General features: G+C 60.3%; 14 protein-coding genes. 10 read left to right on the plus strand and 4 right to left on the minus strand.

The features are described from left to right. Positions 1–2: 2 nt before the first annotated feature. Complete coding sequence (ccoN, locus tag AC1DIH_RS13365; protein ID WP_477772017.1) at positions 3–1,430, minus strand: cytochrome-c oxidase, cbb3-type subunit I; 1,428 nt, start codon at positions 1,428–1,430, stop codon at positions 3–5. A 446-nt stretch (positions 1,431–1,876) separates the two neighbouring features. Between ccoN and AC1DIH_RS13370 the strand changes: the two genes are divergently transcribed. Continuing rightward, positions 1,877–3,550 (plus strand): nitrite/sulfite reductase, encoded by a 1,674-nt coding sequence (locus tag AC1DIH_RS13370; protein ID WP_477772018.1) that lies wholly within the window; start codon positions 1,877–1,879, stop codon positions 3,548–3,550. Further along, a complete protein-coding gene (locus AC1DIH_RS13375; RefSeq protein ID WP_477772019.1) occupies positions 3,547–4,041 on the plus strand; it encodes a DUF934 domain-containing protein in 495 nt (164 codons plus the stop codon). The genes AC1DIH_RS13370 and AC1DIH_RS13375 overlap by 4 nt, the downstream gene beginning before the upstream one ends. Positions 4,042–4,133: 92 nt before the next feature. Here AC1DIH_RS13375 and AC1DIH_RS13380 read toward each other — a convergent pair whose 3' ends face one another. Continuing rightward, positions 4,134–5,540: a DUF1254 domain-containing protein gene (locus tag AC1DIH_RS13380; RefSeq protein WP_477772020.1), complete on the minus strand. Its 1,407-nt coding sequence runs from the start codon at positions 5,538–5,540 to the stop codon at positions 4,134–4,136. A 272-nt stretch (positions 5,541–5,812) separates the two neighbouring features. On the opposite strand from AC1DIH_RS13380, the gene AC1DIH_RS13385 reads away from it, so the two are divergent. The 8 genes from AC1DIH_RS13385 (at position 5,813) to AC1DIH_RS13420 (ending at position 19,476) form a co-directional block, all read left to right on the plus strand. Continuing rightward, positions 5,813–6,256, plus strand: coding sequence for an SRPBCC family protein (locus AC1DIH_RS13385; RefSeq protein ID WP_477772021.1), 444 nt, complete (start codon positions 5,813–5,815; stop codon positions 6,254–6,256). Between the two features lie 253 nt (positions 6,257–6,509). Next, entirely contained in the window at positions 6,510–7,010 is a 501-nt protein-coding gene (gene tpx / locus AC1DIH_RS13390) for a thiol peroxidase (protein WP_019690760.1), read from the plus strand. A gap of 179 nt (positions 7,011–7,189) precedes the next feature. Continuing rightward, positions 7,190–8,506, plus strand: a complete 1,317-nt coding sequence (locus AC1DIH_RS13395) for an MdtA/MuxA family multidrug efflux RND transporter periplasmic adaptor subunit (protein ID WP_477772022.1) — start codon at positions 7,190–7,192, stop codon at positions 8,504–8,506. Then, complete coding sequence (locus AC1DIH_RS13400; protein WP_477772023.1) at positions 8,503–11,607, plus strand: MdtB/MuxB family multidrug efflux RND transporter permease subunit; 3,105 nt, start codon at positions 8,503–8,505, stop codon at positions 11,605–11,607. Before AC1DIH_RS13395 ends, AC1DIH_RS13400 begins: the two co-directional genes overlap by 4 nt. Then, positions 11,604–14,711, plus strand: a complete 3,108-nt coding sequence (locus AC1DIH_RS13405) for an efflux RND transporter permease subunit (RefSeq protein ID WP_477772024.1) — start codon at positions 11,604–11,606, stop codon at positions 14,709–14,711. Before AC1DIH_RS13400 ends, AC1DIH_RS13405 begins: the two co-directional genes overlap by 4 nt. Beyond that, positions 14,708–16,201, plus strand: coding sequence for an efflux transporter outer membrane subunit (locus tag AC1DIH_RS13410; protein WP_477772025.1), 1,494 nt, complete (start codon positions 14,708–14,710; stop codon positions 16,199–16,201). The genes AC1DIH_RS13405 and AC1DIH_RS13410 overlap by 4 nt, the downstream gene beginning before the upstream one ends. Before the next feature lie 194 nt (positions 16,202–16,395). Next, entirely contained in the window at positions 16,396–18,477 is a 2,082-nt protein-coding gene (locus AC1DIH_RS13415) for a putative bifunctional diguanylate cyclase/phosphodiesterase (RefSeq protein ID WP_477772026.1), read from the plus strand. Positions 18,478–18,729: 252 nt separating this feature from the next. Then, the gene (locus AC1DIH_RS13420) at positions 18,730–19,476 is read left to right on the plus strand and encodes an SDR family oxidoreductase (protein ID WP_477772027.1); all 747 of its coding nucleotides are present in this window, start codon (positions 18,730–18,732) and stop codon (positions 19,474–19,476) included. A gap of 122 nt (positions 19,477–19,598) precedes the next feature. Here the strand turns inward: AC1DIH_RS13420 and mapR are convergent, their stop codons facing one another. Next, positions 19,599–21,008, minus strand: a complete 1,410-nt coding sequence (mapR, locus tag AC1DIH_RS13425) for a GntR family transcriptional regulator MpaR (protein WP_216742235.1) — start codon at positions 21,006–21,008, stop codon at positions 19,599–19,601. 130 nt (positions 21,009–21,138) lie between these two features. Further along, positions 21,139–22,551 carry a cytochrome c oxidase accessory protein CcoG gene (gene ccoG / locus AC1DIH_RS13430; RefSeq protein WP_477772028.1) on the minus strand — a complete coding sequence of 471 codons (1,413 nt, stop codon included), beginning with the start codon at positions 22,549–22,551 and terminating at the stop codon, positions 21,139–21,141. Positions 22,552–22,684: the final 133 nt, after the last annotated feature.

Raw genomic sequence — 22,684 nt, forward strand, 5'->3', positions numbered from 1 at the left:
GATCACGCGATCCGTGCTTCGCTTTCGGCAATCTTCAGGTCGGCGACCCGCACGGTGCGCCAGGTGTTGTAAGCCATCAGCAACATGCCGCTGAGGAAGAACACACCGCCGACGAAACGCACGATGAAGCCCGGATGGCTGGCCACCAGGGTTTCGACGAAGGAATAGGTCAGCGTGCCGTCGTCGTTGATGGCGCGCCACATCAGGCCCTGGGTGATGCCGTTGACCCACATCGAGGCGATGTACAGCACGGTGCCGATGGTCGCGAGCCAGAAGTGCGTGTTGATCAGGCCGATGCTGTACATCTGCTCGCGGCCGAAGACTTTCGGGATCATGTGGTACAGCGAACCGAAGGTGATCATCGCCACCCAGCCGAGTGCGCCGGCGTGTACGTGGCCGATGGTCCAGTCGGTGTAGTGGGAGAGGGCGTTGACGGTTTTGATCGCCATCATCGGCCCTTCGAAGGTCGACATGCCGTAGAACGCCAGCGACAGCACCAAAAACCGCAGGATCGGGTCAGTGCGCAACTTATGCCAGGCGCCCGAGAGCGTCATCATCCCGTTGATCATCCCGCCCCAGCTCGGCGCCAGCAGGATCAGCGACATCGCCATGCCCAGTGATTGCGCCCAGTCCGGCAGTGCGGTGTAGTGCAAGTGGTGCGGGCCGGCCCAGATGTACAGGGTGATCAGCGCCCAGAAATGCACGATCGACAACCGATAGGAATACACCGGCCGGCCGACCTGTTTCGGCACGAAGTAGTACATCATCCCGAGGAAGCCGGTGGTCAGGAAGAAGCCCACCGCGTTGTGCCCATACCACCACTGCACCATCGCATCGGTGGCCCCGGAGTACACCGGATAGGACTTGAACCAGTCCACCGGAATCGACAGGTGATTGACCACGTGCAGCATGGCGATCACCACAATGAACGCACCGAAGAACCAGTTGCCGACATAGATGTGCTTGGTCTTGCGCTGCACCACGGTGGTGAAGAACACGATGGCGTAGGCGACCCAGACCACCGTCATCCACACCGCGCCGGAGAATTCGATCTCGGCGTATTCCTTGGTGGTGGTGTAGCCCAGCGGCAGGGTGATCAGCATGCTGACGATTACCGATTGCCAGCCCCAGAAGGTGAACGCGGCGAGTTTGTCGCTGTACAGTCGCACCTGGCAGGTGCGCTGCACCGCGTAGTAACTGGCGGCAAACTGCGCGCTGCCGGCAAAGCCGAAAATCACCAGGCTGGTGTGCAGCGGACGCAAGCGACCAAAGGTGGTCCAGGGCAAATCGAGGTTCGCCTCCGGCCACACCAGTTGTGAGGCGATCCACACGCCCATCGCCATCCCGATAACACCCCATACCACTGTTGCCACGACGAATTGGCGAACGACCTTGTAGTTATAGGCCTGTCCGATTGCTGCTGTGCTCATGGTCAATGCTTCCACGGTTGCAAAGTCTTGCCAGGCCACCCGGTCTGGCATGCGCTCAACTGTAGGAACCCTGGTCGAAACAAAACAGACTCAGAAAAACTGCATTAATACGGATCAGATGCAGGGCCTGCCTGCGGTGATCTGCCGCGCCCTGATATGGTTTTTTAGTCTTTAGCTGAATCTGTAACCACCTGAGCCGCTACTGCATAGTCACCACCACACAAGAGCCCCAAACCCACAGAACACGTAGCAGCTGCCGAGCCCGCGAGGCTGCGTTCGGCTCGGTCCGCGCTCGGGCGAAGCAGTCGCAAAGTCGGGCAACGCTTTTTTCCAGGAAAACCGCGTGCACAGGATTTGCGAGGACTTCGTCCTCGAACGCAGCCTCGCGGGCTCGGCAGCTGCTACGTGTTCTGTGGGTTTGGGGTCAGCACTGATGAGGTAGGACCATGTATCAATACGATGACTATGACCGGGCCCTGGTCTTTGAACGGGTTGCGCAGTTTCGCGATCAGGTCGAGCGGTTCATGGCTGGAGCCTTGAGTGAGGAAGAGTTCTTGCCGTTGCGCCTGCAAAACGGCCTGTACATGCAAAAGCACGCCTACATGCTGCGGGTGGCCATTCCCTACGGCACCCTGAGCGCCCGGCAGATGCGTACGCTGGCGAGCATCGCCCGGGATTACGATCGGGGTTACGGGCACTTCACCACCCGACAAAACATGCAATTCAACTGGATCGAACTGGCCCAGGTGCCGGACATCCTCGAACGCCTGGCCCAGGTCGAAATGCATGCGATCCAGACCTCCGGCAACTGCGTGCGCAACATCACCACCGAAGCGTTTGCCGGGGTGGCGGCCGATGAGCTGATCGATCCGCGCCCCCTGGCGGAAATCCTCCGGCAGTGGTCGACCATCAACCCCGAATTCCTGTTTTTGCCACGCAAATTCAAGATCGCCATCTGCTCGGCGGAACAGGACCGTGCGGCGATCATGATGCATGACATCGGCCTCTACCTTTACCGCGACGCGGCGGGGCAGATGTTGCTGCGGGTGATCGTTGGCGGCGGTCTGGGGCGCACGCCGATCCTCGGCTTGCAGATCCGTGAAGGCTTGCCGTGGCAGCATTTGCTGTCCTACGTCGAGGCGGTGTTGCGGGTCTACAACCGCCACGGTCGGCGTGACAACAAGTACAAGGCGCGGATCAAGATTCTGGTCAAGGCGCTGGGCATCGAGGCCTTCGCCCAGGAAGTCGAACAGGAGTGGCAACACCTCAAGGACGGCCCGGCGCAGTTGACCGACGGCGAATACCAGCGTGTCGCCAGCGCGTTCGTGCCGCCTGCCTATGAGCCTCTGGCCGACACCGACCTGGACTTTGGTACTCGCCTGACCGAGAACCCGGCGTTCGCACGTTGGGTTGCGCGTAACGTGCAGCCGCACAAAGTACCGGGCTACGCCAGCGTGGTGCTGTCGACCAAACCCGGCATGGCCTCTCCTCCAGGTGATGTCACAGGCGCGCAGATGGATGCGGTGGCCGACTGGTCCGAGCAGTTCGGTTTCGGAGAAATCCGCATTGCCCATGAACAGAACATAGTCCTGCCGGACGTGCCCAAGGCTGACCTGTACACGTTGTGGTGCCTGGCCTGCGAGCACGGACTGGGTTGCGCCAACATCGGTTTGCTGACCGACATCATTGCCTGCCCCGGCGGCGATTTTTGCGCGCTGGCCAATGCCAAGTCGATCCCCATCGCCCAAGCGATCCAGGCACGCTTCGATGACCTGGATTACCTTCACGACCTGGGCGATATCAGCCTGAATATCTCTGGCTGCATGAACGCCTGTGGTCATCACCACATCGGCAATATCGGTATCCTTGGCGTCGATAAGAATGGCAGCGAGTGGTACCAGATCACCCTCGGTGGATCACAGGGCAAGAACAGCGCGTTGGGCAAGGTCATCGGCCCGTCGTTCAGCGCCGCCGAAGTGCCGCAGGTGATCGAGCGGATCATCGCGACCTTTGTCCGTTATCGCGAGAGTGAAGAACTGTTTGTCGACACCTTGCAGCGCATCGGTCTGGAGCCGTTCAAGGAGCGCGTGTATCCCAAGAGCCTGGAGGTCGTCGCATGAATAATCTGCTGCGGTTGGAGGAAGGTGTTGCGCTTAAGGTCGACGACGATCCGTGGACGCTGGTCAGGGACCTGGAAAGCGAACCGCCAACGGGGCCGCTGATCTTGCCGCTGGCCTTGTGGCTGACGCGCCGTATTGAACATCATCCGTCACGAGACGCGGTGTGGCTGGGGCCGGATGACGAGGTCGAAAGTCTCAAACCGTGGCTCAAGCTGATCCCCATGATCGCGCTGGAGTTTCCGAGTTTTCGCGATGGCCGGGCTTACAGCCAGGCTTACCTGTTGCGCACGCGTTTGGGCTGGGCGGGGGAGTTGCGGGCGATTGGCGATGTGCTGCGCGACCAGCTCAGCCATATGCGCCAATGCGGTTTCGATGCGTTCGCGGTGCGTGAAGACAAATGCGCAGAAGATGCCCTCAAGGGGCTGGTGGGGATGAGCGTGCATTACGGTCGCTCGGCGATCGAGCCACGGCCGTTGTTTCGCCGGCGCTGAGCCTCGCGTTCGACGGCTTCGAGTGACGTGTGCACCCACGGTTACGTGGGTGCACACGGTTTGTGTATCACTTCTACGGCAGGTCCCCGGGTTTACGGGTTGATCGGCGTCAGCGGCGGCAGTTTCCATTGGCCGTTACCGACTTGAGGCTGCGGCAGGTACAGGCGCAATACCGCGTAGAACGGGCCGTGCGGCGCCGGCAGCCAGTTGCTGCGCTGATCCTTGAGCGGCTCGGAGTGCTGCAGGTAAAGCGTCAGGCCGCCGTCCGGGTCGCGCTTGAAGGTGGACAGCATGCGCGAGTTGAGCAGGTAACGTTTCTTGTGGTTGGGTACCAGCAGTTTGGTCTTGCCGTCGTACATGGTCAGCGACCAGAACGCGTCGGCCGGTGGCAGTTGATCCTTGTCAAAGTGCACGGTGTAGCTGTGTCGCGCGCCGTTGGCCGGTTTGCCCAGGCTGTCGACGGAATAGCTGAATTTGGCCGCTTCATCGGCCGAGTTGCCAAAGATCCCCTGGTTGGCGCCGGCATAGCGGTACAGATAATTGTTGTTCAAGTGGTCGCGGGTACCGAACAAGTCACCGTTGCTGACCTGATGGGTATCGATCTTGTCTTTCTTGAACGCTGCGTACTCGGCCTTGGCATCGGCAATCCCGTCGTCGAGGGCTTTGCGCTGTTCGGCGGTGAGGGTTTTGAGGTCGTACGGCTGGCCGGCAACAATGCCGATTTTCGCGAAGCGTGCCAGTTGGTCTTTTTCAACGTCTTGCGCCGGGGCGAAGCCGAGCATGAAGTTCAGGTAGCGGAACAGCTCCGGGCTGTCGCTCATGGTCGGAGTTGGCTTTGGCCAGTCAATTTTTGGTGCCGCGGCCGGTGCCGGTTGCCCCAGGTATTGGCTCAGCGTCTGAACCTTGTAGCCGTGCTGGATTTTCTTGACCTTCTCCAGGTCCTTTTCGTCAAACAGCTGGGTACGGTACAGCGCATAGGCAATATTGGTTTCGCTACGTACCAGGCGATCGATCTTCAGCGGTTGCTGACCTTGCCAATTGGGACCGGCAATCATGAAGGTCCCGCCCTTGTTCCCCGTGCTGCGGGTGCCCAGGTAAGCAAAGTTCTGGGTATAGAGGTCGACCAGTTGTACCGAGTAGTAACGCTCTTCGGCGATTTGCGGCAGGGTGACAACCACAGGCTCCGCGCGCAGGTCCATCCAGAGGAATGAGCTGGAAGTGTCCGGGTTTGGGGTGACGACCGCGGTGTCCTTGGGGGTGAATGCCCTGGCCGTATTGCCGATGTGGTTGAGCGGTGCCTTGAAGTTCGGACCGTTCTTGTCCACCGCCTGGGTGTACAGGGTCTTGTACATCTCCACCACCGGGAAGCCGTAGAGATACGCGTCTTTGGCGATCCCCCGGGCTTCTTCGGGGCTGGCGCTGAAATCTGCCCAGGCGCTGGCGCTCAGTAGCAAAGAGAGGCCGGCGAGCAACAGGCGGGTCGGTTTTTCGATGGTCATTGCACAGTCCTATGGATAAGCGCGATTCAGGTGTTATTTCACGGGCGTAATGTCGTCGAGTTTGCGGTTTTTGTCGAAACAAGTTTCCGTTACTGAACAAAGGTGCACGTCATTGCGGGTCGTTACCTGGTCACTTTGTACATAAAGTCACCTGAATTTCGTGCGCCAAAATAATAAGCCTATTCACAGGCTTGCATGTAAAAAGCGTTGTAATGCGTTAAAGGGGGAATGCTAATCTGCCAGTATTCGTGCTCAAAGGAAGGACACTGACAATGCCTGTTCTGGAACTCTCCACCCTGATCAGAGGGCAAACACCCGCACAGGTTCTCGATTTTTGCCTTGAAGGCAGCAACTTCCCGAAAATCTTCCCGGAACGGGTGACGCCATTAGGCAACATCGACGTGAACGACTTGCGCATTGCTGCCGGTCGGGAGTTCAGTTTTCGTCATTGGATGTTCGGCTGTATTCCGGCGACCTGGACCGTGACGATTCGCGAGGTCAGCGACAGCCATTTCATCGACGAAATGCTCAAGGGGCCGATGGCGGCATTTCGTCATGAGCACCGGGTCGCGGCGGTGGAGGGCGGGACGCTGTACACCGATCGCGTCACCTATGCGGCCATTGGCGGTGCACTTTTCGAGTGGTTGATGGTCAATGCCTACATGCGGCGGATTTTCGAGGCGCGGCACCGCAATATGCTTCGATTATTGGGATAGTGCAGCGTATATCCAGTCCATGTGGGAGCGGGCTTGCTCGCGAAGGGAGCGTCGCGGTGGATCAGGTTTTCCGCGTCATCGTTCTTCGCGAGCAAGCCCGCTCCCACAGGGTGTTGTGTTGGTTGTTAACGTTGTATCCAGTTTGAGTACCGACGCATGACAATTTGTGTTCGGCCATAGGTCGTCGGACAATTTCGTGGTTAACTTCGACCTCTTCGATATTTTCCAAACAACGTTCAGAAGGACTCCGTTCATGGCTCAAGTCACCCTCAAAGGCAATCCGGTTCAAGTCAACGGCCAACTGCCACAAGCCGGTTCCAAGGCGCCAGCCTTTTCCCTGGTTGCCGGCAATCTGTCCGACGTGACCCTGGCAAGCTTCGCCGGCAAACGCAAAGTGCTGAACATCTTCCCAAGCATCGACACTCCGACCTGCGCCACGTCGGTACGCAAGTTCAACGCCCAGGCCAACGACGTGGCCAACACCGTTGTCCTGTGCATCTCGGCTGACCTGCCGTTCGCCCAGGCACGTTTCTGCGGCGCTGAAGGTCTGGAAAACGTTCAGAACCTGTCGACCCTGCGCGGCCGCGAATTCATCGAAAACTACGGCGTTGCCATTGCCGACGGCCCGCTCAAAGGCCTGACCGCCCGCGCCGTGGTCGTACTCGACGAAAACGACACTGTGCTGCACAGCGAACTGGTCAAAGAAATCGCTGAAGAGCCAAACTACGAAGCGGCGTTGGCCGTTTTGAAGTAACCGCATCTTACAATTGTTAACGGCCTGGCTCTGTCCAGGCCGTTTTCATTTGTGCTTCAGTGCTTTAGCAAAAATTCGCAAAAGCAGGCTGAAAGTAAATTGCCGGTAAAGGCGCTTTGCTTAAACGCCCTCAGTGCTTATCTTTCAGCCTTCCGTACAAAGATGCCCACACGTGCCCAATGGTTGATCATTCCATGCAATCCTCTGCTTCCCGTCATTCACGTCGCTGGCTATTTGGCCTGCTGGTCCTGTTGGTCATTGCCGGCCTGTGCTGGAAATTCTGGCCAGGCGGTGCGGCGCAGAAAACCGCTCCGACAGCAAAAGCCGCGGCCGGGCATGTCGGCAAGTCTGGCGGAATGCGTCCGGGTTTTGGCGGCGCCACAGGACCGGTCCCGGTTCGGGTCGCGCCTGCAGTGGTGGGTGATTTCCCGCTGTACTACAAAGCGCTGGGCACGGTCACTGCACTGAACACCATCAATGTGCGCAGCCGTGTGGGCGGCGAACTGGTGAAGATTGCGTTTGAAGAAGGGCAGATGGTCAAGGCTGGCGACCTGCTCGCCGAGATCGACCCGCGCCCTTACCAGAACGCCTTGCTCCAGGCCGAAGGCACGCTGTTGCAGAACCAGGCACAGCTGAAAAACGCGCAGGTGGATCTGGAACGCTATCGCGGTTTGTATGCGCAAGACAGTATCGCCAAACAGACCCTAGACACCGCCGCTGCGCTGGTGGGGCAGTACCAGGGCACGGTCAAGACCAATCAGGCGGCGGTCAACGACGCCAAACTCAATCTGGAATTCACCAAGATCCGTGCGCCGATTACCGGGCGCATCGGTCTGCGGCAGCTGGACGTCGGCAACCTGGTGTCCGCCAATGACACCACGTCCCTGGCGGTCATTACCCAGACCCAGCCGATCAGCGTGGTCTTTACCTTGCCGGAAAACACGCTCGATACCGTGCTGACCCGCTACCACTCCGGTGCCAAACTGCCGGCTGAAGCCTGGGATCGTGGCGATACCAAATTGCAGGCCAGCGGTGTCTTGCAAAGCCTCGACAACCAGATCGACACCACCACCGGCACACTGAAGTTCAAGGCGCGCTACGAGAATCGCGATCTGGCGCTGTTCCCGAATCAGTTCGTCAACGTCCGACTGCTGGCCGACACCCTCAAGGGCGTGGTGCTGGCACCTTCGGCAGCCATTCAGTTCGGTACCAACGGCACCTTTGTCTACGCTCTGGACGGTGACAAGAAAGTCACCATTCGCCCGTTGAAGATCGGCGCCAGCGATGGTGACAACACGGTGATCCAGGAAGGCTTGAAACCGGGTGATCGCGTGGTTCTCGAAGGCACTGACCGCCTCAAGGAGGGCAGTGAAGTCGAGGTGGTCAATGACAGCAGTAATGTCGCCCCCGCGACCCCGACGGATAACCAGGACCCATCGACCAGCGCCACGACTGATCCGAAAGCCACCGGCAAGGCGCACAAGGGCCGCGCATGAACATCTCGCGGCTGTTTATCCTTCGCCCGGTAGCCACCACCCTGAGCATGCTGGCCATTGTTTTGGCCGGCATGATTGCCTACAAGTTGCTGCCGGTCTCGGCACTGCCCCAGGTCGACTACCCGACCATTCGGGTGATGACCCTGTACCCGGGCGCCAGTCCGGATGTCATGACCAGTGCGGTGACTGCGCCACTCGAACGCCAGTTCGGGCAAATGCCCGGCCTGACCCAAATGGCCTCGACCAGTTCCGGCGGCGCCTCGGTACTGACCCTGCGCTTCAGCCTCGACATCAACATGGACGTCGCCGAGCAGCAGGTGCAGGCGGCGATCAACGGGGCGACCAATCTGTTGCCCAAGGACTTGCCGGCACCGCCGGTGTACAACAAGGTCAACCCGGCGGACACCCCGGTGCTGACCCTGGCAATCACCTCCAAAACCATGCTGCTGCCCAAACTCAATGATTTGGTCGACACGCGCATGGCACAGAAAATCGCCCAGATCAGTGGCGTCGGCATGGTCAGCATCGCCGGTGGCCAGCGTCAGGCCGTGCGGATCAAGGTCAATCCTGAAGCCTTGGCGGCCAACGGCTTGAACCTGTCGGACGTGCGCACCTTGATCGCTGCGTCCAACGTCAACCAGCCCAAAGGCAACTTCGACGGCCCGACCCGGGTCTCGATGCTCGATGCCAACGATCAGTTGACCTCGCCCAAGGACTACGCCGAACTGATTCTGGCCTACAAGAACGGCGCGCCGTTGCGACTCAAGGACGTCGCGCAGATAGTCGATGGCGCCGAAAACGAACGCCTTGCTGCGTGGGCCAATGAAAACCAGGCCGTGCTGTTGAACATCCAGCGTCAGCCGGGTGCCAACGTGATCGAGGTGGTCGACCGGATCAAGGCCCTGTTGCCGAGCATCACCGACAACCTGCCGGCCGGCCTCGACGTTACGGTGCTGACCGATCGCACCCAGACCATCCGCGCATCCGTCACCGACGTGCAGCACGAGTTGCTGATCGCTATCGCCCTGGTGGTGATGGTGACGTTCCTGTTCTTGCGCCGGGCCAGCGCCACGATCATTCCGTCGATTGCGGTGCCGTTGTCGTTGATCGGCACCTTCGGCGTGATGTACCTGGCCGGTTTTTCGGTCAACAACCTGACCTTGATGGCGTTGACCATTGCCACCGGTTTCGTGGTGGACGACGCGATCGTCATGCTGGAAAACATTTCGCGCTTCATCGAGGAGGGCGACAGCCCGTTGCAGGCGGCGCTCAAGGGCGCCAAGCAGATCGGTTTCACCCTGATCTCGCTGACGTTGTCGCTGATCGCGGTATTGATTCCGCTGTTGTTCATGGCCGATGTAGTGGGGCGGCTGTTCCGCGAGTTTGCGATTACCCTGGCGGTGGCGATCCTGATTTCCCTGGTGGTTTCCCTGACCCTGACGCCAATGATGTGCGCGCGGTTGCTCAAGCGTGAACCCAAGCCAGAAGAGCAGGGCCGTTTCTACCGGGCCAGCGGTGCGTGGATCGACTGGCTGATCGCCGCCTACGGGCGCAAGTTGCAGTGGGTGCTCAAGCATCAGCCGCTGACCTTGCTGGTAGCCATCGCTACCCTGGGCCTGACAGTGTTCCTGTACGTCGTGGTGCCCAAGGGTTTTTTCCCGGTGCAGGACACCGGGGTGATCCAGGGTATTTCCGAGGCGCCGCAGTCGATTTCCTTTGCTGGCATGAGCCAGCGTCAGCAGGAGCTGGCCAAGGTCATCCTGGCCGACCCGGCGGTGCAAAGCCTGTCGTCCTATATCGGTGTCGACGGCGACAATGCAACCCTGAACAGCGGGCGCTTGCTGATCAATCTCAAGCCGCATAAAGAACGTGATCTGAGCGCAGCCCAGGTGATCAGCCGGTTGCAGCCGCAGCTGGACAAACTGGTAGGCATTCGTCTGTTCATGCAGCCGGTGCAGGATCTGACCATCGAAGACCGGGTCAGCCGCACACAGTACCAATTCAGCATGTCGTCGCCGGATGCCGAGATGCTCAGCCTGTGGAGCGGGCGACTGGTCGAGGCGCTGCGCAAACAGCCAGAGCTGACCGACGTTGCCAGTGACTTGCAGGACAAGGGCTTGCAGGTCTATCTGGTGATCGACCGTGACGCGGCCTCGCGAATCGGCGTTTCGGTGTCGAACATCACCGACGCGCTGTACGACGCTTTTGGCCAGCGCCAGATCTCGACCATTTACACCCAGGCCAGCCAGTACCGTGTGGTGATGCAGGCGCAGGACGGCGAGAAGATCGGCCCGCAGGCGCTGGAGCAGATTCACGTCAAGACCACCAATGGCGGCCAGGTGCGGCTATCCAGCCTGGCCCACGTCGAAGAGCGCCAGGCGCAATTGGCGATTGCGCATATTGGCCAGTTCCCGGCAGTAATGATGTCTTTCAACCTCGCGCCCGGCGTGGCGTTGGGGCAGGCCGTCGAACTGATCAACAAGGTGCAGCAGGACATCGGCATGCCGCTTGGCGTGCAGACTCAGTTCCAGGGGGCGGCCCAGGCGTTCGAGGCTTCGCTGTCGAGCACCTTGCTGCTGATTCTGGCGGCGGTGGTGACCATGTACATCGTGCTCGGCGTGCTGTACGAGAGCTACATTCACCCGATCACCATTCTCTCGACGCTGCCATCGGCTGCGGTCGGTGCCTTGCTGGCATTGATCCTCAGCGGCAATGACCTGGGCATGATCGCGATCATCGGCATCATCTTGCTGATCGGCATCGTCAAGAAGAACGCGATCATGATGATCGACTTCGCCCTCGACGCCGAGCGTAATCAGGGCATGGACCCGGCGACCGCGATTTATCAGGCGGCGCTGCTGCGTTTCCGGCCTATCCTGATGACCACCCTGGCCGCGTTGTTTGGCGCGGTGCCGTTGATGCTCGCCACCGGTTCAGGTGCTGAACTGCGCCAGCCATTGGGTCTGGTGATGGTCGGTGGCCTGCTGGTGAGCCAGGTGCTGACGCTGTTTACCACGCCGGTGATCTATCTGTACTTCGACCGCCTCGGTCGGCGCTGGCGACGTGCGCCTGAGCGCCTGGAGCCGGTAGAGCAGCCATGAACCTGTCCGGACCTTTCATTCGCCGGCCGGTAGCGACGATGCTGCTGAGCCTGGCGATCATGTTGCTGGGCGGTGTGAGTTTCGGCTTGCTGCCGGTGTCGCCGCTGCCGCAAATGGATTTCCCGGTGATCGTGGTGTCGGCGAGCCTGCCGGGCGCGAGCCCCGAGGTCATGGCCTCCACCGTGGCGACGCCGCTGGAACGATCCTTCGGCGCCATCGCCGGGGTCAACACCATGAGCAGCCGATCCAGCCAGGGTTCGACCCGGGTGATCCTGCAATTTGACATGGACCGCGATATCAATGGCGCGGCGCGAGAAGTGCAAGCGGCGATCAACGCCTCGCGCAACCTGCTGCCCAGCGGTATGCGCAGCATGCCGACCTACAAGAAGGTCAACCCGTCCCAGGCGCCGATCATGGTGCTGTCGCTGACCTCGGATGTACTGGAAAAAGGTCAGCTTTATGACCTGGCCTCGACCATTCTTTCGCAAAGCCTGTCTCAAGTGCCCGGTGTCGGCGAGGTGCAGATTGGCGGCAGTTCGTTGCCGGCGGTGCGTATCGAACTCGAACCGCAACTGCTGAACCAGTACGGCGTGGCGCTGGATGATGTACGCAACACCATTGCCAACGCCAACGTGCGCCGGCCCAAGGGTTCGATCGAAGACGACCAGCGGATGTGGCAGGTCCAGGCCAACGACCAGTTGGAGAAGGCCAAGGATTATGAACCGCTGATCATTCGCTACCAGAATGGCTCGGCGTTGCGCCTGGGCGATGTGGCCAAGGTCCGCGACAGCGTCGAAGACCGCTACAACAGCGGTTTCTTCAACGACGACGCGGCGGTGCTGTTGGTGATCAACCGCCAGGCCGGCGCTAACATCATTAAAACGGTCAACGATATCAAGGCGCAGTTGCCGGCGTTACAGGCGGTGTTGCCGGCCAGCGTCAAGCTGAACCTGGCGATGGACCGTTCACCGGTGATCAAGGCAACCCTGCACGAAGCGGAAATGACCCTGCTGATTGCCGTGGCGCTGGTGATTCTGGTGGTCTACCTGTTCCTCGGTAACTTCCGTGCGTCATTGATCCCGACGCTGGCGGTGCCGGTGTCGCTGGTCGGCACCTTCGCGGTGATGTACCTCTATGGCTTTTCGCTGAACAACCTGTCGCTGATGGCGCTGATTCTGGCCACGGGGCTGGTGGTGGACGATGCCATCGTGGTGCTCGAAAACATTTCGCGGCACATCGACGAAGGGATCGCGCCGATGAAGGCGGCGTACCTGGGTGCCAAGGAAGTCGGTTTTACCTTGCTCTCGATGAACGTTTCGCTGGTGGCGGTGTTCCTGTCGATTCTGTTCATGGGCGGGATTATCGAGAGCCTGTTTCGTGAGTTCTCGATCACCCTGGCGGCGTCAATCGTGGTGTCGCTGGTGGTCTCGCTGACCCTGACGCCGATGCTCTGCGCCCGCTGGCTGAAACCCCACACTCCAGGCGAAGAAAACCGTTTGCAGCGTGCCAGCCGGCGCGCCAACGACTGGATGGTCAAGCACTATGCCAGCGGCCTGGATTGGGTGCTGCGTCACAAGCGGCTGACGCTGCTCAGCCTGTTTGTCACCATTGGCGTCAATATCGCCTTGTATGTGGTGGTGCCCAAGACCTTCCTGCCGCAGCAGGACACCGGTCAACTGATCGGTTTTGTCCGCGGCGACAATGGCCTGTCGTTCAACGTCATGCAGCCGAAAATGGAAACCTTCCGCCGTGCAGTGTTGAAAGACGCTGCGGTGGAAAGTGTCGCCGGTTTTATCGGCGGGACCAACGGCACCAATAACGCTTTCATGCTGGTACGCCTGAAGCCGATCAAGGAACGCAATATTTCTGCGCAGAAGGTCATCGAACGCCTGCGCAAGGAAATGCCCAAGGTCGCCGGTGCCCAGTTGATGCTGATGGCCGACCAGGACTTGCAGTTTGGCGGTGGCCGCGAGCAGACCACCTCGCAATACACCTACATCCTGCAAAGCGGCGATTTATCGGCGTTGCGCGAGTGGTATCCAAAGGTCGTCACCGCACTCAAGGCATTGCCTGAACTGACGGCCATCGACGCCCGCGAAGGGCGAGGTGCCGCGCAGGTGACACTGGTGGTCGATCGTGACCAGGCCAAACGCCTGGGGGTCGACATGTCGATGGTCACCGCCGTGCTGAACAACGCTTATAGCCAGCGCCAGATCTCGACCATTTACGACAGCCTCAACCAGTATCAGGTGGTGATGGAGGTCAATCCGAAGTACGCCCAGGACCCGATCACCCTCAATCAGGTCCAGGTGATCACCGCGGCAGGCGCGCGGATTCCGCTGTCGGCGATTGCCCACTATGAAAACAGCCTGGAAAACGACCGGGTCAGCCATGAAGGGCAGTTCGCGTCCGAAAGCATCTCTTTTGATATGGCCGAAGGCGTCACCGTTGAGCAAGGCTCGGCCGCTATCGAGCGGGCGATTGCCAAGCTGGGGCTGCCGGAAGAAGTGATCGCCAAGATGGCCGGCACCGCCGACGCTTTCGCGGCGACCCAGAAGAGTCAGCCGTGGATGATTCTCGGTGCGCTGGTGGCGGTGTATCTGGTGCTGGGCGTGCTGTACGAAAGCTACGTGCACCCGCTGACCATCCTCTCGACGTTGCCTTCGGCAGGTGTCGGTGCGTTGCTGTCGATCTATGTGCTGGGTGGCGAGTTCAGCCTGATTTCGCTGCTCGGGCTGTTTTTGCTGATCGGCGTGGTGAAGAAAAACGCCATTCTGATGATCGACCTCGCGTTGCAGCTTGAGCGCCATCAGGGCATGGAACCGCTGGAGTCGATTCGCAGTGCGTGTCTGTTGCGTCTGCGGCCGATTCTGATGACCACCCTGGCGGCGATACTGGGCGCCTTGCCCTTGTTGCTCAGCACCGCCGAAGGCGCGGAAATGCGCCAGCCACTAGGCCTGACCATTATCGGCGGGTTGATTTTCAGCCAGGTGCTGACGCTTTTTACCACCCCGGTGGTTTACCTCTATCTCGACCGTTTGCGCCATCGGGTCAACCGCTGGCGTGGGGTTCGTACCGATGCTTCTCTGGAAACTCCGCTATGACTGACCGTTGCCCACTCAACCTCGACGCACCGATGGCCCGGCGCCTGGTATCGGCCCGTGGTTCGCGTTTGCTGAGTCTTTCGCTCAGCGTCCTGATGCTCAGTGCCTGCGCCATCGGCCCGGATTATCAGCGCCCGACAGTGGCCGAGCCGGCACAGTACAAGCAGGCAGACGGCTGGCGTCAGGCGACACCGAGTGACTCATTGGCGCGTGGCACCTGGTGGGAACTGTACGGTGATCAGCAGCTCAACGGGCTGGTCGAAAAACTCAACAGTGCCAACCAGAGCGTTGCCCAGTCCGAAGCCCAGTACCGTCAGGCTCAGGCCTTGGTACGCAGTGCCCGAGGGGCGTTTTTTCCGACGGTTGACCTGAGCGCCGGGAAAACCCGTTCCAGTCAAGGCACCGGTAGCAGCAGTTCAAGCCTGAGCAGTACCAACAGTGGTATCCGCGACACCTATAACACCCAGCTTGGGGTGAGTTGGGAAGCGGACGTCTGGGGCAAATTGCGTCGCGGCCTCGAAGCCAATAAGGCCAGTGCCGATGCGAGCTTTGCCGATCTGGCCGCGATGCGCCTGAGCCAGCAATCGGAGCTGGTGCAGAACTACCTGCAATTGCGAGTGATCGACCAGCAAAAGCGCCTGCTGCAAGCCACGGTCGAGAATTATCAGCGCTCGCTGCAAATGACCGAAAACCAGTACCGCGCGGGAGTGTCCGGCAAGGACGCGGTGGCCCAGGCGCAAACCCAGCTGAAAAGCACTCAGGCCGACATGGTCGACCTGATCTGGCAGCGTGCGCAGTTCGAGAACGCGATTGCGGTGCTGATCGGCTTGCCGCCGGCTGACTTCAACCTGGCAGAAACCCAGAACATTCCAGCGTTGCCGCAGGTACCGCTGAGCCTGCCCTCGCAACTGCTGGAGCGGCGCCCGGATATTGCCTCCGCCGAGCGGTCGGTCATCGCCGCCAACGCCAACATCGGCGTGGCCAAGGCTGCCTACTACCCGGACCTGACCCTGAGCATGAGTGGCGGCTACAGCAGTAGCACGTACTCTAACCTGATCAGCTTGCCGAACCGTTTCTGGTCGGTAGGGCCGAAACTCGCCATGACCCTGTTCGATGGCGGCCAGCGCTCGGCGGAAGTCGACCGCAGCGAGGCGGCCTACGACCAGACCGTGGCCAAGTATCGGCAAACCGTGCTCGACGGGTTCCGCGAAGTCGAAAACTACCTGGTGCAGCTCAAGGTCATGGAAGACGAAGCAGCGGTGCGTCAGCAAGCGCTGGACGCGGCCCGCGAATCGTTGCGCCTGACCCTGAACCAGTACAAGGCCGGGTTGATTGCCTACCTTGATGTAGTGGTGGTCCAGGCTACGGCGCTGAGCAACGAGCGCAGTGTGCTGAGCTTGCAGCAAAGCCGGCTGATTGCCAGTGTGAATTTGATCGCTGCATTGGGCGGTGGCTGGGATGGCCAGACCCAGGTCAGCAAGAAAGAGTAGGCTGGAGCGCAGCCGTCGCAAATCAGCTGAATCATTTCATCCATCAGCGCGTGTTCAACGAGTTACAGATTTGCGCCGCGCTAATGACCTATTAGTCACTTTGTGAGTGCGTTCGTTGATGGAATCAGTACAATCGCGCACTTTGCCCCCACGAGCATGAATGCAGTCCGACGGGGCGGCCACGAGAAGTTTTGATGCTCATCGGTAGCTATTCCCCCGCTCTGGTTCTGATCTCCCTTTGTGTGGCGATTCTTGCCTCCTATACCGCTCTGGACTTGACCGGTCGCATTGCAACCGCCAAAGGCCACGCAGTTCACTTTTGGACGGCGGGTGGCGCGATGGCGATGGGCATCGGCGTCTGGTCGATGCACTTCATTGGCATGCTGGCGTTCAGGTTGCCGCTCGTCCTCGGCTACGATATCGGCATCACCGCGTTATCGCTGGCAATCGCCATTCTGTCCTGCGGGTTCGCGCTGTGGCTGGTCAGCCAGCCGCGTTTGCCGCACTGGCATCTGGCGATTGGCGCATTGATCATGGGCGCGGGCATCAGCGGCATGCATTACACCGGCATGGCCGCCATGCGCATGCAGCCGGGTATCGATTACGATCCGACATTGTTTGGTGCCTCGCTGGCGATCGCAGTCGGCGCTTCGGCCGCGGCACTGTGGATTGCCTTTCGTTTGCGCCAGAACACCCCGTATGTGCGCCTCGTTCGTGGCGGCGCCGCAGTGATCATGGGCATCGCGATTGTCGGCATGCACTACACAGGGATGGCGGCAGCGCAATTTGCCGAGGGCAGCTATTGCGGCGCGGCAGGCAACGGTTTGAGTGGCAATGGCCTGGACAACCTGGTGCTGATCACCACTCTGGCAGTGTTGAGCATCGCGCTGCTGACGTCGATCCTCGATGCACGCCTGGAAGCCCGCACCGCCGAGTTGGCCAACTCCCTGACCCTGGCCAACCGCGAACTTACCCAACTGGCGTTACACGATCCCCTGACCGGGTTGCCGAACCGCGTGCTGCTGGCCGACCGCATCGATCAAGCCATGCATGTGGTGCAGGAGCAGGGCGGCTGTTTCGCGTTGATGTTCATCGATCTTGACGGTTTCAAACCGGTCAACGATGCCTTTGGTCACCATATAGGCGACCAGTTGCTGCGCGAAGTCGGCGTACGTTTGCGCGAAGACCTGCGCAGCCAGGACACGCTGGCGCGAATTGGCGGTGACGAATTCGTGTTGCTGGTGCAACTCGCCGAGCCTGACGATGCCTTGCGCCTGGCGGCGCGCCAAGTGGGTTTGATCGGGCGGGCGTTCCGGGTCGCTGAGCACGACTTGCAGATCTCTGCCAGCGTTGGCATTGCTGTGTACCCCGGCAATGGACAGACCCCGCAGGAACTGTTGATGAACGCCGACGCGGCGATGTATCACGCCAAGGGCGCGGGCAAGAACGGCTACAGCTTCTTCGACGCTTCAATGAATACCAACGCCCGCAAGCAACTGCAAATACTCCAGGATTTGCGTAATGCGCTCGAGCACCAGCAATTCAGCCTGCACTACCAACCCAAGTTTGACGCCAGCAATGGCCTGCCAGTCGGTGCCGAAGCCCTGCTGCGTTGGGAGCACCCGACCCAGGGCATGCTGCTGCCGGACAAGTTCATCGAACTGGCGGAGAAAACCGGGTTGATCATCCCGATCGGCGACTGGGTGCTCAACGAAGCCTGCCGACAAATGAGCCTCTGGCACAGCCAGGGGTATACCCAGTGGCGTATTGCGGTGAATCTCTCGGCGTTGCAGTTCTGTCATACCGGGCTGGTTCAGAGCGTAGCCAAAGCCCTGGCCACTCACCGTTTGCCCGCCAACAGCCTGACCCTGGAAATTACCGAAACCACCGCCATGAGTGATGCCGACGCGAGCATGACGGTGCTCCAGCAACTGTCGGAAATGGGCGTCGACCTGTCCATCGACGACTTCGGTACCGGTTATTCGAGCTTGATGTACCTCAAGCGCCTGCCGGCCAATGAGCTGAAGATCGACCGCGGTTTTGTCCGTGATCTTGAGCGCGACAGCGATGACGCGGCGATCGTCTCGGCCATCGTCGCCCTTGGGCAGGCGCTGGGTTTGCGCATCGTCGCCGAAGGCGTGGAAACCGATGTGCAACAGGACTTCCTGACTCAGCTCGGCTGTGATTCCTTGCAAGGCTACCTGCTGGGGCACCCGTTACCGGCCGACAGGTTCATGGTCGATATCCACCGGGCCGAGCAACTGGTAACGGGCTGAACACGGCCTGTAGCAGCTGCCGAGCCTGCGAGGCTGCGTTCGGCTGCGCAGCAGTCGTAAACCCGGAGTGCAGGATTTTCCTGAAGCACCGTGGTGACTGACTTCACGACTGCTTCGCAGCCGAACGCAGCCTCGCAGGCTCGGCAGCTGCTACAGGTTTTGTGCAGGCCCAGGGGATTGAGGCCATGCAAAAGCCGGCGTTGGCGGTTATTCTTGCGGCGCAAGGCTTCGGGTTTGAATGGGGGAATCAGCATGGACAAAGTCATCGTCATCACCGGTGGCGGTCGTGGTATCGGTGCCGCTACGGCGCTCCTGGCCGCTGAGCAGGGCTATCGAATCTGCATCAACTACCAGGCCGACGAGCTGGCCGCGCAACAGGTCCTCGAGCAAGTCCGCGCGCTCGGCGCCCAGGCGATTGCGGTGCGCGCTGATGTCAGCATCGAAGATGAAGTGATCAGCCTGTTCCACCGCGTCGACACTGAGCTGGGCCGAGTCACTGCGCTGGTGAACAACGCCGGCACCGTCGGGCAAAAGTCGCGGGTCGATGAAATGTCCGAATTCCGCATTCTGAAAATCCTGAAAACCAACGTCCTGGCACCGATTCTCTGTGCCAAGCATGCACTGCTGCGCATGTCACCCAAACATGGCGGGCAGGGCGGCAGCATCGTCAACGTCTCCTCGGTCGCCTCGCGCCTCGGCTCGCCGGGCGAATACGTCGACTACGCAGCTTCCAAGGGCGCGCTGGATACGTTCACCGTCGGCCTGTCCAAGGAAGTCGCCGGCGAAGGCATCCGCGTCAATGCCGTGCGTCCCGGCTACATCTACACCGACTTCCATGCCCTGAGCGGCGATCCGGATCGGGTCAGCAAGCTTGAATCGGGCATACCCATGGCCCGCGGCGGCCGCCCGGATGAAGTGGCCGAGGCGATTATCTGGTTGCTGTCGGATAAAGCTTCTTATGCGACCGGGACCTTTGTTGACTTGGGTGGCGGGCGTTAAACCTCGGGTTTTGCTATGTCGGTGCCACCTTTATCGCGAGCAGGCTCGCTCCCACAGGGGAATGCGTTTCACCTGTGGGAGCGAGCCTGCTCGCGATAGCCACGGTCGGGGCGACTCGAGTCTCAAAACGACCGCACAATCCGTCCCAACGTTTCCATGGCCTTCTCGGCATCCTCGGTCCACGGGCTGCCGTAGTTCAAGCGAATACAATTCCTGAACCGCTGGGTCGGTGAAAAGATCGGCCCCGGCGCAATGCTGATGCCTTGGGCCAATGCCATCTGGAACAACTTCAACGAATCCATCTGCGATGGCAATTCCAGCCACAGGAAGTAGCCGCCGGCCGGTTGGCTGACGCGGGTCTGGGCCGGGAAGTAGCGGGCGATGGCCGCGAGCATGGCGCTTTGCTGTTCTTCGAGGGCGTAGCGCAGTTTGCGCAGGTGGCGGTCGTAGCCGCCGTGTTGCAGGTAATCGGCGATCGCCGCCTGGGCCGGCATTGACGCGCAGAGCGAGGTCATCAGCTTCAGGCGTTCGATTTTCTGCGCGTAGCGCCCGGCGGCGACCCAACCGATGCGGTAACCGGGCGCGAGGCTCTTGGCGAAGGAACCGCAGTGCATCACCAGCCCTTCGGTGTCGAAGGCTTTGGCCGGTTTCGGCGCTTGCTGGCCGTAATAGAGTTCGGCGTAGACATCGTCCTCGATCAGCGGCACTTGATGGCTGCGCAACAACTCGACCAGTTCCTGTTTCTTGGCCTCGGGCATGGTGGCGCCCATGGGGTTCTGGAAACTGGTCATGCACCAACAGGCTTTGATCGGGTGGCGTTCAAGGGTTTGCGCCAGCACGCCGAGGTCGATGCCATCGCGCGGGTGCACGGGGATTTCCACCGCTTTGAGTTTCAAGCGTTCCAGCACTTGCAGGCTGGCATAGAACGCCGGCGCTTCAATGGCCACCAGGTCGCCGGGTTCGGTGACCGCTTGCAGGCACAGGTTCAGCGCTTCCAGTGCGCCGTTGGTGATCAGCAGTTCTTCCATGGGCAGCATCAGGCCGCCGACCATGTAGCGCAGGGCGATTTGCCGACGCAATTGCGGATTGCCCGGCGACATGTCGGTGACCACCATGCGTGGGTCCATTTCCCTGGCAGCACTGGCCAGCGAGCGTGACAGGCGTTGCAGTGGAAACAGCGTCGGGCTCGGGAAGGCCGAGCCGAAGGGCACGGTGGTCGGGTCCTTGATTGAATCGAGGACCGAGAACACCAGCTCACTGACGTCGACTTCGGTGGATTCGTTGACCTGGCTGCTGATCACCGGCTCCGAGAACGGGCTCGGTGCGTGGGTGTTGACGAAGTAGCCGGAGCGCGGCCGGGCGCGGATCAGCCCGCGACGCTCCAGCAGGTAATAAGCCTGGAACACCGTGGACGGGCTGACCCCGTAAGTCTGGCTGGCGTAACGCACCGAAGGTACGCGCTGGCCAGGGCCGAGCACCCCGGAGCGGATCAGTTCAGCAATGTCGTCAGCGAATTTTTCGTAGCGTTTCATCGAAAGCCCGATTGATGTCATTCAGAAAAATCCAGGTGGCTTCTTCGCGAGCAGGCTCGCTCCCACAGGTAGCGCGTAGTTCTTGTGGGAGCGAGCCTGCTCGCGAATGGCGGCACCGCAGTGTAAGGGATCAACGGTTCATCGGCGCAACAAACCGGCTCTTGGCCACGCTGTTGATCTGTGGTTCATCGCTGTCAGTGATCTTGAAGCTGATCGTCTGCGAGCTGCTGCTTGGCTTGTCGGTGGTCATGGCCACTGAAACAGGCACATCGACAATTTCTCCCGGCGCCAGGCTCAACTCGGTCTTGCCCTGCAACTGGAAGCCGTCGCCGTCCACCAGGGACAAACGATAGTCCTGCCGCTGCTGGGTTTTATTGATGACTTTGAGGCTGTAGATGTTTTCAATCTGGCCCTGGCTGTTTTCGCGAAACAGGCCACGGTCCTTGCTGACGTCCAGCGACACCATCGACCGCTCCATCAGCGCCAGCGTCAGTGCACCGATCATCACCACCAGCACCGCCGTGTAGCCGATCAAGCGAGGCCTGAGCAAGTGCGTCTTGCCACCTTGCAACTCATGCTCGGAGGTGTAGCTGATCAGGCCACGGGCATAGCCCATTTTGTCCATGATCGAATCGCAGGCATCGATGCACGCCGCGCAGCCAATGCACTCCATCTGCAAACCGTCGCGAATGTCGATGCCGGTCGGGCAGACCTGCACGCACAGGTGACAGTCGATGCAATCGCCCAGACCCACGTCGGCAGGCTTCACCTCGCGTTTGCGCGGGCCACGGCTTTCGCCACGGGCGGCGTCGTAGGAAATGGTCAGCGTGTCTTTGTCGAACATCACGCTCTGGAACCGTGCATACGGACACATGTGCATGCACACCGCTTCACGCAGCCAACCGGCGTTGATGTAGGTCGCGCCGGTGAAGAACAGCACCCAGAACAGACTGACGCCGCCCATTTGCAGGGTCAGCAGTTCATGGGCCAGTGGACGAATCGGCGTGAAGTAGCCGACGAACGTCAGCCCCGTCAGCACACTGATGGCCAGCCACATCGTGTGTTTGGCCGAGCGACGCAGCAGTTTGTTCGGGCCCCAGGGGGCGGCTTGCAGCTTGATCCGCTGATTGCGCTCGCCCTCGGTGACCTTTTCGCACCACATGAACAGCCAGGTGAAGGAACTCTGCGGGCAGGTGTAGCCACACCACACTCGCCCGGCGAACACGGTGATTGCGAACAGGCCGAAGGCGCAGATGATCAGCAGCGCCGAGAGCAGGATGAAATCCTGCGGCCAGAAGGTCGCACCGAAGATGTGGAATTTGCTTTCCGACAAGTCCCAGAGCACCGCCTGCCGGCCGCCCCAGTTCAGCCACACCGTGCCGAAAAACGCCAGGAACAGAAACCCCGCGCCACTCAGGCGCAAGGTGCGGAACAAACCGGTGAAGCTGCGGGTGTGAATCTGGTTGTCGCTGGATTTGGCCTTCATCTTTGGACGTGAAGGCTCGAATGTCTCTACTAATCGGACGGGGATTCTATCGCTCATGGTCTTTCGCTCATCAGCCTCCATCAGGCAGATGAACTATGACCACCGAACTGTTTGCATAACAGACTCAGGTATTGGATTAAAAAGCGGATCAGATGAGTCCTTGATCCGCCCCTGCGACAACTTGATGCAC

It is taken from the genome of Pseudomonas sp. 05N36, from assembly GCF_056397385.1.